Source organism: Pseudomonas sp. CM27 (genome assembly GCF_013179515.1).
In the GTDB taxonomy this organism is placed as follows: Bacteria; Pseudomonadota; Gammaproteobacteria; order Pseudomonadales; family Pseudomonadaceae; genus Aquipseudomonas.
Window position 1 is genome coordinate 1 of sequence record NZ_JABMCN010000230.1, and the last position, 9,955, is coordinate 9,955.

10 protein-coding genes and 1 riboswitch are annotated in these 9,955 nt (G+C 62.8%); of the genes, 4 read left to right on the forward strand and 6 right to left on the reverse strand.

Features of this window, described 5'->3' with window-relative positions:
- Positions 1-743: methylenetetrahydrofolate reductase (locus HP547_RS23230; protein WP_172287618.1), on the reverse strand; the 743-nt coding region annotated here is incomplete at its 3' end.
- Positions 744-848: 105 nt separating this feature from the next.
- Positions 849-2,258, reverse strand: a complete 1,410-nt coding sequence (gene ahcY, locus HP547_RS23235; protein WP_172228723.1) for an adenosylhomocysteinase — start codon at positions 2,256-2,258, stop codon at positions 849-851.
- A 20-nt stretch (positions 2,259-2,278) separates the two neighbouring features.
- Positions 2,279-2,375, reverse strand: a riboswitch (S-adenosyl-L-homocysteine riboswitch).
- A gap of 178 nt (positions 2,376-2,553) precedes the next feature.
- Here ahcY and HP547_RS23240 point away from each other — a divergent pair.
- On the forward strand, positions 2,554-2,955 hold the full coding sequence (locus tag HP547_RS23240) for an acyl-CoA thioesterase (RefSeq protein WP_027592453.1): 402 nt from the start codon (positions 2,554-2,556) through the stop codon (positions 2,953-2,955).
- 130 nt (positions 2,956-3,085) lie between these two features.
- On the opposite strand, the gene HP547_RS23245 is transcribed toward HP547_RS23240, so the two are convergent.
- Positions 3,086-4,321 (reverse strand): sodium:proton antiporter, encoded by a 1,236-nt coding sequence (locus tag HP547_RS23245; protein ID WP_172228725.1) that lies wholly within the window; start codon positions 4,319-4,321, stop codon positions 3,086-3,088.
- 293 nt (positions 4,322-4,614) lie between these two features.
- Here HP547_RS23245 and HP547_RS23250 point away from each other — a divergent pair, with 293 nt between their 5' ends.
- The gene (locus HP547_RS23250; RefSeq protein ID WP_172228727.1) at positions 4,615-5,448 is read left to right on the forward strand and encodes an EamA family transporter; all 834 of its coding nucleotides are present in this window, start codon (positions 4,615-4,617) and stop codon (positions 5,446-5,448) included.
- Between the two features lie 28 nt (positions 5,449-5,476).
- Positions 5,477-5,863, forward strand: a complete 387-nt coding sequence (locus HP547_RS23255) for an MAPEG family protein (RefSeq protein WP_172228729.1) — start codon at positions 5,477-5,479, stop codon at positions 5,861-5,863.
- 82 nt (positions 5,864-5,945) lie between these two features.
- Here HP547_RS23255 and HP547_RS23260 read toward each other — a convergent pair whose 3' ends face one another.
- Positions 5,946-7,097: a murein transglycosylase A gene (locus tag HP547_RS23260; protein WP_172228731.1), complete on the reverse strand. Its 1,152-nt coding sequence runs from the start codon at positions 7,095-7,097 to the stop codon at positions 5,946-5,948.
- A gap of 119 nt (positions 7,098-7,216) precedes the next feature.
- Here HP547_RS23260 and HP547_RS23265 point away from each other — a divergent pair, with 119 nt between their 5' ends.
- On the forward strand, positions 7,217-7,666 hold the full coding sequence (locus HP547_RS23265) for a cytochrome c (RefSeq protein WP_172228757.1): 450 nt from the start codon (positions 7,217-7,219) through the stop codon (positions 7,664-7,666).
- Positions 7,667-7,849: 183 nt separating this feature from the next.
- Here the strand turns inward: HP547_RS23265 and HP547_RS23270 are convergent, their stop codons facing one another.
- Together HP547_RS23270 and ligB are read right to left on the reverse strand one after the other, a co-directional pair.
- The gene (locus HP547_RS23270) at positions 7,850-8,242 is read right to left on the reverse strand and encodes a DUF1090 domain-containing protein (RefSeq protein WP_172228759.1); all 393 of its coding nucleotides are present in this window, start codon (positions 8,240-8,242) and stop codon (positions 7,850-7,852) included.
- Between the two features lie 131 nt (positions 8,243-8,373).
- A partial coding sequence (ligB, locus tag HP547_RS23275) for an NAD-dependent DNA ligase LigB (RefSeq protein ID WP_172287621.1) occupies positions 8,374-9,955 on the reverse strand: 1,582 nt, incomplete at its 5' end.

A 9,955-nucleotide genomic window follows, 5' to 3' on the forward strand; every position in this document is an offset into this window, starting at 1 on the left:
CACATGCGGGTGATCACTTCTTCGCCGAACGCCTGGATGCTGGCGGTGTCGTCGGCATAGGCTTCCAGCTGCTTGCGGATCCAGCGCGGGATCTCGGCGCCACAGGCGTCGGAGAAACGTGCCAGTTTGCTGTAGTTGGTGATCGGCATGATGCCCGGTACCACCGGGATGTCCACGCCCAGTTTCTGTGCGCGCTCGACGAAGTAGAAGTAGCTGTCGGCGTTGAAGAAGTACTGGGTAATGGCGCTGTTGGCACCGGCCTTGACCTTGTGCACGAAGTTGCCCAGGTCAGCCTCGAAATTGCGCGCCTGCGGGTGCATTTCCGGGTAGGCAGCCACTTCCAGGTGGAAGTGATCGGCGGTTTCCTGGCGGATGAACTCGACCAGGTCGCTGGCATAGCGCAGCTCGCCACTGGCCATGCCCATGCCCGACGGCAGGTCGCCACGCAGGGCAACGATGCGCTTGATGCCGGCGGCCTTGTATTCGGCCAGCAGGGCGCGCAGGTCGGCCTTGCTGTCGCCGACGCACGACAGATGCGGCGCGGCAGGCACCTTCACTTCGTTTTCCAGCTGCAGCACGGTGTTCAGCGTGCGGTCGCGGGTCGAACCACCGGCACCGTAGGTGCAGGAGAAGAAGTCCGGGTTGTAGGTGGCCAGCTGGCGGGCGACGCCCATCAGTTTTTCGTGGCCAGCGTCGGTCTTGGTCGGGAAGAACTCAAAGCTGTAGCGGCGTTCTTGTGACATTGATCGTTCCTCGAGCAGCAGGCTTAAGGCGGCAAGCTGCAAGTGAAAGCCAGGCCGGTGTGAGCCGGCCTGGCTTGGGCATCGTTGCTTGGCGTTGCCTGCTGCTTAGTAGCGGTAGGCGTGCGGCTTGAACGGGCCTTCGACGGTCACACCGATGTAGTCGGCTTGCTGCTTGGTCAGCTGGGTGACCACGCCGCCGAAGCCGCGGACCATTTCCAGGGCCACTTCTTCGTCGAGCTTTTTCGGCAGCACTTCAACGGTCAGGCGCTCGGCTTTCTTCTCGGCCGACAGGTCGGCGAACTTCTGCTCGAACAGGAAGATCTGTGCCAGTACCTGGTTGGCGAACGAACCGTCCATGATGCGGCTCGGGTGGCCAGTGGCGTTGCCCAGGTTGACCAGGCGGCCTTCGGCCAGCAGGATCAGGTAGTCGTCGTTCTGCGGGTCGAAGCTGCCAGCGCCGGTGCGGTGGATCTTGTGTACCTGCGGCTTGACCTCTTCCCATGCCCAGTTCTTGCGCATGAAGGCAGTGTCGATTTCGTTGTCGAAGTGGCCGATGTTGCAGACCACGGCACGCTTCTTCAGGGCCTTGAGCATGTTGGCGTCGCAGACGTTGACGTTACCGGTGGTGGTCACGATCAGGTCGATCTTGCCCAGCAGGGCCTTGTCGATGCTGGCTTCGGTGCCGTCGTTGATGCCGTCGATGAACGGCGAAACCAGTTCGAAGCCGTCCATGCAGGCCTGCATGGCGCAGATCGGGTCAACTTCGGTGACTTTGACGATCATGCCTTCCTGGCGCAGGGACTGGGCCGAGCCCTTGCCCACGTCACCGTAGCCGATCACCAGGGCCTGCTTGCCCGACAGCAGGTGGTCGGTACCACGCTTGATGGCGTCGTTCAGGCTGTGACGGCAGCCGTACTTGTTGTCGTTCTTGCTCTTGGTGACCGAATCGTTGACGTTGATCGCCGGGACTTTCAGCTCGCCCTTGGCCAGCATGTCCAGCAGGCGGTGCACGCCAGTGGTGGTTTCTTCGGTCACACCGTGTACGCGGTCCAGTACCTGTGGGTACTTCTTGTGCAGCAGCTCGGTCAGGTCACCACCGTCGTCGAGGATCATGTTGGCGTCCCATGGCTGGCCATCTTTCAGGATGGTCTGCTCCAGGCACCACTCGTACTCTTCCTCGGTTTCACCTTTCCAGGCGAACACAGGGATACCGGCGGCGGCGATGGATGCGGCGGCCTGGTCCTGGGTGGAGAAGATGTTGCAGGACGACCAGCGCACTTCGGCGCCCAGGGCAACCAGGGTTTCGATCAGCACGGCGGTCTGGATGGTCATGTGGATGCAGCCCAGAATCTTCGCACCCTTGAGCGGTTGCTCGGTCAGGTACTTGCGACGCAGGCCCATCAGCGCAGGCATTTCCGATTCGGCGATGATGGTTTCGCGACGGCCCCAGGCGGCCAGGGAGATGTCGGCGACTTTGAAATCGGTAAAACCAGCAGGCATGTTTGCAGCGCTCATGAGAGCCTCCATTCGTAGTGTGCGAATGGGCGCCGTTGTGCGTTAAGCGCCCGCGAGAGCGAGCAACGCCCCATCCGAGCCTGACAGGCCTAGCCTGCTGCAGCGCCCCTCGGACAGGTGGCGGGCATGGCGCCGCTGTGGGCAGCCATGTGAAACGGCGCAGATTATAGCCGTGCTGGGCGGCTTGCCCAAGGTTTTCTGTCGATTAATCGCGACGATAGTCGATGTTCAATGGAGCGATCGCGGCCGCTCTGCCATCATTGCTGGACGTTAGCCAAGCAGGTCAGGAGTACAGATGAACTTTCACACCCGCAAGTGGGTTAAACCCGAAGACCTCAACCCCAATGGCACTTTGTTCGGTGGCAGCCTGTTGCGCTGGATCGACGAAGAGGCAGCGATCTACGCCATTGTCCAGCTGGGCAACCAGCGCGTGGTGACCAAGTACATGTCGGAAATCAACTTCGTCAGTGCTTCGCGCCAGGGCGACATCATCGAACTGGGCATCACTGCCACAGAGTTCGGCCGCACCTCGATCACCTTGAAGTGCGAAGTGCGCAACAAGATCACCCGCAAGAGCATCCTCACCGTCGACAAGATGGTGTTCGTCAACCTGGGTGAGGACGGCATGCCGGCGGCGCACGGGCGCACCGAGATCAAGTACGTGCAGGACCAGTTCCCGGATTCGGCGGTAGAGTGATTTTCCGGGGCTGCTCTGCAGCCCATCGCCGGCAAGCCAGCTCCCACAGGTACAGCGCAGAACCGGGGCCTGGCGCCATCCTGTGGGAGCTGGCTTGCCGGCGATGGGCCGCACAGCGGCCCCGAAAATCCTACGGCTGGGCGCTGACCTTGCGCACCACCCGGCCGATGCTCAAGCCCTGCACCAGGATCGACGACAGCACCACGATGTAGGTGATCGACAGCAGCAGGTCACGCTCCTCGCCCAGCGGCAGCGACAGCGCAAGGGCAACCGACACCCCGCCACGCAGGCCACCCCAGGTCAGTACCCGCACCGTGCCCTTGGGCACCGGGCGCCAGCGGCGCAGCAGCAAGATCGCCGGGGCCACGGTCAGCATCCGCGACAGCAGCACCGCCAGCGCCAGCACGCCACCGGCGGCCAGGTGCATCCAGTTGAACGGCAGCAGCAACAGCTCCAGGCCGATCAGCGCGAACAGCAGGGCGTTGAGCATGTCATCGATGAGCTCCCAGAAGCCGTCCATGTAGCGACGGGTCATGTCGTTCATCGCCAGGTTGCGGCCCAGGTTACCGATGATCAGGCCGGCCACGACCATGGCAATCGGCGCCGAAACGTGCAGCTCGTAGCACATGGCCGAACCGCCGATGACCAGCGCCAGGGTCAGCATGACCTCGACTTGATACTGCTCGACGCTTTTGATCATGCGGTAGGTGGCGTAGCCGATGATGCCGCCGAACACCACCCCGCCGATGGCCTCGCGAGCGAACAGAATCGCCGTGTCGGCAAAGCTCGGCGTTTCTCCCAGCTGGATGATGCCCAGCAACACGGTGAACACCACCACGGCGGTACCGTCGTTGAACAGCGACTCGCCAACGATGGTGGTTTTCAGTGGTTTCGAGGCATTGGCGGTACGCAGTGCGCCGAGCACTGCAATCGGGTCGGTCGGCGAGATCAGTGCACCGAACAGCAGGCAGTAGATCAACGGTACCTGCCAGCCGAACATGGCGAATACCCAGTGCGACAAGTAGCCGATGACCACGGTGGCAATCAGCACGCCGACGGTCGCCAGCAGCCCTATAGGCCAGCGGTAGCTGCGCAAGTCGGTGAGGTTGACGTGCAAGGCGCCGGCAAACAGCAGGAACGCCAGCATCCAGTGCATCAGCAGGTCGTTGAAGTCGATCTGGTTCATCAGCCCTTCGACGCGAGCTTCCAGGCCGGGGAAGCCGACCAGGCTCAGCCCTTGCAGGATCAGCGAAAACAGCAACGCCGTGACCATCACGCCGATGGCGGGGGGCAGGCCGATGAAACGGTAATTGACGTAGGTAAGGAGGGTGGTCAGGCAGATAAACGCGGCAACTAGTTCAAGCATCCCAAATCCTGTAGCAGTGGCTTCCAAGTCGTAACCCGAATGGCTCGGGCAGTTCTTTGATGACCTGGCGAGGGGTTCGGGACACAGGCTTTGACCGGATTCGTTCCAATCGTTCCCATGTAAAGGGGCTGCCGCGCAGCCCAATCGCCGGCAAGCCAGCGCCCACATGTACTGCATCGACCTTGAAAGCAACGCGGTCAATGTGGGAGCTGGCTTGCCGGCGATTGGGCCGCACAGCGGCCCCCGAACCCTATATATTCACAGCCATAAAAAGGCCATAAGGACAACAAGGCGTGTTGGCAACATCTCTGGTGCTCGTCGCCGCCCTGCTGCATGCGACCTGGAATACCCTGATCAAATTCAGCGGCGAGCGCTTGCTGGTGATTGCCAGCATGGACACGGTGGCGCTGGCCTTCGCCGTGCTGGCTGTACCTTTCGTCGAGGTCCCACCTGCCAATATCTGGCCGTGGCTGCTGGCCTCTGCGCTGGCCGAGCAGTTGTACCGCTATCTGCTTATCCAGGCCTACCGCGTCGGCGATCTGGGGCTGGTCTATCCTCTGATGCGCGGGCTGTCACCGCTGGTGGTGCTGGGCCTGACCCTGGCGTTTGCCGGGGAGTCGCTGAGCCAGCAGCAGATCATTGGTATCCTGCTGATCCCTTGCGGCATGGCTTGCCTGTTGTGGCAGGGCGGCGGCGGTGACCGGCTGCCCTGGTCAATGTTGCCGGTGGTCGCCCTGATTGGCCTGTGTATCGGTTGCTACACCTGGTTCGACGGCCAGGCCATCCGCTTGTGGGGCAAGCCCTGGGACTACCTGGTGTGGCTGACCCTGCTCAGCGCCTGGCAGTTTCCGCTGCTGGCCGGCGTTGCGCGACCGGCACCGTTTGCCTTGTTCTGGCGCACCCAATGGCGCCTGGGGCTGGCGGTAGGGTTCTGCGTATTGTTCAGTTACGCCCTGGTGTTATGGGCGATGCACCTGGGCTCGGTGGCCGAGGTGGCGGCACTGCGGGAGTTGAGTGTGATCCTGGTGGTACTGCTGGGCATGCGTTATCTCAAAGAACCTTTTGGCGGGCCGAGACTCCTAGCTTGCGGGCTGGTATTGGCCGGCATGCTGGTAATGAAGCTTTGACCTCTAGACTGAACAAGGAGTCCCGTCCATGACTGTTGCCCTGTGGTGCATTTTGATCGCGATGATTTTGCCGCCCCTGTGTGCGCTGATTGCCAAGGTCGGCAGCGGCCGTTTCGGCCTGAAGGACAATCACGACCCGCGCGCTTTCCTTGACACGCTCTCGGGCCTGCCGCGCCGTGCGCATGCCGCGCAGCAGAACAGCTACGAGGCGTTTCCGGCGTTTGCGGCCGCAGTGCTGGTGGCGGATATCGTCGGCAATGCCGAGCAGGTGACGCAGGATGTGCTGGGGGTGATGTATATCACCAGCCGGTTGCTCTACATCATCTGTTACCTGGCCGACTGGGCTGCCTTGCGGTCATTGGTGTGGTTTGCCGGGGTGGCCATGATCGTGGCGTTCTTTGTGGTTTCCATCTGAGACCGCGTTGTCTTTTTCGCGGGCATGCCCGCTCCCACAGGTATTGTGCGGATCCGATAGCTGTGGGAGCGGGCGACACCGATCAAGGCACTTTAGGCACTTCAGGCAACGGCTTGCCTTTGGGCCACAGCATCCAGATCTGCCCCTGCTGCTTCATGTTCCCCGCCAGCTCGCCGGCTTCCGGCCCGGTGCCCCAGAACAGGTCGGCACGCACTTCGCCGGCAATTGCCCCACCGGTATCCTGGGCGCCCACCGGGCGTACCACGGGTGAACCATCCGGGCGCGTGGTGGACAGCCACAGCAGGCTGCCCAGCGGGATCACCTTGCGGTCGATGGCTACGCTGTAGCCGGCAGTCAGCGGCACGTTCAGCGAGCCGCGCGGGCCTTCGTTGCTGTCCGGGCGGGTGCTGAAGAACACGTAGCTGGGGTTGCTGGCCAGCAGTTCCGGTACCCGCTGCGGGTTGGCCTGGGCCCAGCCGTGGATGGCGCCCATGCTCACTTCTTCTTTTTTCAGCTGACCCTGTTCCACCAGCCAGCGGCCGATCGGCCGATAGGGGTGGCCGTTCTGGTCGGCATAGCCGAGGCGCAGTTGGCGGCCGTCCTCCAGTTGTACCCTGCCGGAACCCTGGATCTGCAGGAACTGCAGGTCCATCGGGTCCGTCAGCCAGGCCAGCACCGGTGCCTTGACACCGTCACGGTTGATGACCTCGGCCGTGTCGTAGGGCTTGAGCACCCGGCCATCCAGGCGACCGCGCAAGCGCTTGCCTTTCAGTTCGGGGTAAACACTGGCAAGGTCAACCACGATCATGTCTTCAGGTACGCCATAGACCGCCACATGATTGGTCGCCGACTGGCTCAGGCTACCCGGGTAGACCGGTTCGTAGTAACCGGTGATCAGGCCGTTGGCGTTGTTCTCGGCAGACCGCAGGCCGTACACCTGCAGGTTGTGCTCAAGAAAAGTACGCACCTGTGCTGCGCTTGCGGTATCGCTGCCAGCTGCTTCGCAAGTGGCGGCCCAAACCGGGTCGCGCTTGAGCTTCTGGCAGCCGTTGCGCCAGGCGTAGAAGCCGGCCAGCAGGTCTTCATCGCTGACCGCAGGCAGGTCTTGCCAGGTAGCAGGGGCGTAGGTGGCGATGGCGTGGGGCTCGGGCTTGGCGTTCTCGCCGCCGTTGCAGCCGGCCAGCAAAGCCAGGGCCGGGATTGTCCAGGCCAGGTGGCGCAGGGCAGATTTCATGAGTGCATTCCTGTCAGGCGCAAATATGAAGATTCGCCCCTGTTATTTATGTGGCTATTGGTGTTTGGGGCTTGGGCAGCGATACTGGCCGCCCATTTGCGCAGGCTGAAGTGAGCATGATGTTGAAGCGATTGACCGTTGTTCTGCTGGCAGCGCTGACCCTGGCGGGTTGTGATCGGGTCGACCCGAACTCGCCGCTGGGCCAACGCAAGGCAATCTTCAAGGACATGCTCAAGACCAGCGAAGACCTGGGCGGCATGCTGCGTGGCCGACTGCCGTTCGACGGGCTGAAGTTTGCCGACGGCGCGCTGAAGCTGGACAACCTGTCGCATCAGCCCTGGCAGCACTTCCCACAGGTGCGTGATGCTGCTGGCGACAGTAGCGCGCGCGCCGAAGTGTGGGAGCGTCAGGCGCGCTTTCATGACCTGGCCCGGCAGCTGGAAGGCGTCACTGGCGAGCTGGTCGATGCCACTCGGGGTCAGCCACTCGATGCCGGGCAGCTGAAGGCACCGATGGACAAGGTCGAAGCTGCGTGCAAGGCCTGTCATACCGAGTTTCGTAATCATTGATAGCGTGCATTGCCCTTTGTGGAACTGTCTTGCACAGATCCTGTAGGAGCGGCCTTGTGTCGCGATTAGGACGCGCAGCGGCCTTGGGATTTCAGCCTTGATGCGTAAATCGCCAAGGCCGCTGCGCGGCCCGATCGCGAAACAAGGCCGCTCCTACACACCGACCGCGTTTGCCGGGGGGCTTCAGCGGTCCAGTTCGTCCACCGCTTCCTGCAGTTCTTTACGGGACTCGGCGAGCTTGTCCTTGCGCTTGTTGATCTTCTCCGCGTCGCCTTTCTTCTCGGCTTTTTTCAGGTCTTTCTCGCGTTGCGCCACTTCATGGCGGGCATCGAGCACTTTCTGCTCTCGTTCTTTGCGCAGGCTGGCGTCGGTGCAGTTGTCGACCCCGCGCAGCGCTTCCTCAAGCCCCGCGACCTGGTCGGTGTTGCCATGCTCGCGGGCAATTTTCAGCTGGTTCTCGATGGCGCTGCGCTTGGCGGCGCAACCGGTCAGGCCGGCATCCGGCTGGGCAGCCTGTACGGAGCCCGTGGCCAGGCCAAGCGTTGCGAGCAGAAAAAAGGTGGAAAAGCGCTTCATGTAAAGCCTCCTGAACGGGGCGGGGTAGCAAAGTTGGGGGAAATGCTGCCTTGGTTTTGCCGATTTAGAAACCCTTCTCAGGCATTTCTTGTGCAATCTCAGGGTTTCCCTACAAGCAAATTGGTAAAAAATCATTGCGTGGTCACCGTGTGCTCGACGTCAAACCCATCTACCCCTGCGCCGGCCAACTGGGTTGCAATGGCATTGACCTCGTTGCTTGCAAAGAAGTCGGCAAGCAGTTGCCCGCGTTTTGCCCCGATGTCGGGCAAGGCTTGCCACTCAAGGCTTGTGCGCGCAGCCAGCGCCGACCATGCGCCCGCCACCTGCATGCCGCCAGGCAAGGGCGCCCCGAGCCCACGCAGCCATTGGGCGAAGGGGCGCGAGCGCGCTGCTTTGAAACTGTCCTGCAGCTGTGTAGCCGTCACGATGCTGATGCCCGCTACCTGGCGCAGGCGCTCGGCGTCCAGGTCCAGCCAGTCGCTCATTGAATTCACCAGCCCGGCAGCCACCAGCCGGCGCCAGGTACCGGCCCCGGTGCGTGGCAGTACCAGCCCCTGTTTGCTGCTGAGCCAGGCAAGGCGGGCAACGAACTGCTCTTCGCAGCCCTCGCTGACCTGCCAGCAACTGTGGGCGTGATGCCGGCCGGGCTCAGGTGCACTTACCGGCAGTCGCTCGACGGCGCGATGCACCACTTGCTCGAATCGTGGAATGGTCAGCCCGGCGAGGCTGACGGCCACCTGGTCGCCAGGGCGGATGTCGAGGCCATGCCAGCGGGCCAGCGAGCCAAGGCTCACCTGAGTGATTCGTCGATCATCAAGCGTGACCGGCAGCACGTGCAGCACCGGCGTCACTCTGCCGGTGCGGCCGACCCGAAAGCGTACGTCGCGCACTTCGGCCAAAACCTGCACATAGGGGTACTTCCAGGCCGCGATCCAGTACGGGGCCTTGGCTTGCCAGCGCTCGGCAGGGGGCCGGCTGCCCTGTCGCAAAATCACGCCATCGGTGGCGAAGGGCAGGGCGGAGCGGTACCAGTGCTCGCGCCAGTGTGCTGCCTGCGCCGGTGTATCAATCGCGACGCTGTAGTGCTGGCTGTCGGGGAAACCCAGCTGCGTCAGCTGGGCAAGGCGTTCGGCTTGTTGGCTGGGGCCTTGTGGCCAGTCCCAGACGAACAGGCCGACAGTGTTGCCTTGTTCACCGGCCAGCTGCTTGCGTGCAAGCAGGCCTGCAACTGTGCCACGGGCATTGGCGCTGCCAGCCCGGGCTTGTACATGGGCGCCGTGGCGCAAGTAGAGTTCCCCCTGCAGCTGCAGGTCGAGTGGTCGGGGCAACCGCCGGGTAATGGCTCCGAGCTGGGGAATGTGCCGGCTCCAGTCGTGCCCATGCACGCCATCGCCTCGGCTGATCAGTTGCACCAGGCGGCCCTGTCGGTAGGTGAGGGAAACCGCAACGCCATCGACCTTGGGCTGTACCCAGACATCGGTCTTGCCGGTGAACCAGCGTTTCACGGCCTGCTGGTCGGTCAGCTTGTCTACCCCGGTATGTGGCACCGGATGAGGGATCGGTCCGCCAGCGCTGGCCAGGGGCGAAGGGCCGGTTGCGAGGCCAAAGCACTGCCGCAGGAGCTCCAGGCGCTGGCGGCTCTGGTCGTAGAGTTCGTCGGACACCAGCGCGACGCCCTGACGGTGATAGTGGTCGTCCCACTGGGCGAGCGTG

Excerpts from the sequence above, each read along its gene's own strand:
- ahcY (WP_172228723.1), bottom strand. The coding sequence starts at position 2,258 with ATGAGCGCTGCAAACATGCCTGCTGGTTTTACCGATTTCAAAGTCGCC.
- HP547_RS23240 (WP_027592453.1), top strand. The coding sequence starts at position 2,554 with ATGAACTTTCACACCCGCAAGTGGGTTAAACCCGAAGACCTCAACCCC.
- HP547_RS23245 (WP_172228725.1), bottom strand. The coding sequence starts at position 4,321 with ATGCTTGAACTAGTTGCCGCGTTTATCTGCCTGACCACCCTCCTTACC.
- HP547_RS23255 (WP_172228729.1), top strand. The coding sequence starts at position 5,477 with ATGACTGTTGCCCTGTGGTGCATTTTGATCGCGATGATTTTGCCGCCC.
- HP547_RS23260 (WP_172228731.1), bottom strand. The coding sequence starts at position 7,097 with ATGAAATCTGCCCTGCGCCACCTGGCCTGGACAATCCCGGCCCTGGCT.
- HP547_RS23265 (WP_172228757.1), top strand. The coding sequence starts at position 7,217 with ATGTTGAAGCGATTGACCGTTGTTCTGCTGGCAGCGCTGACCCTGGCG.
- HP547_RS23270 (WP_172228759.1), bottom strand. The coding sequence starts at position 8,242 with ATGAAGCGCTTTTCCACCTTTTTTCTGCTCGCAACGCTTGGCCTGGCC.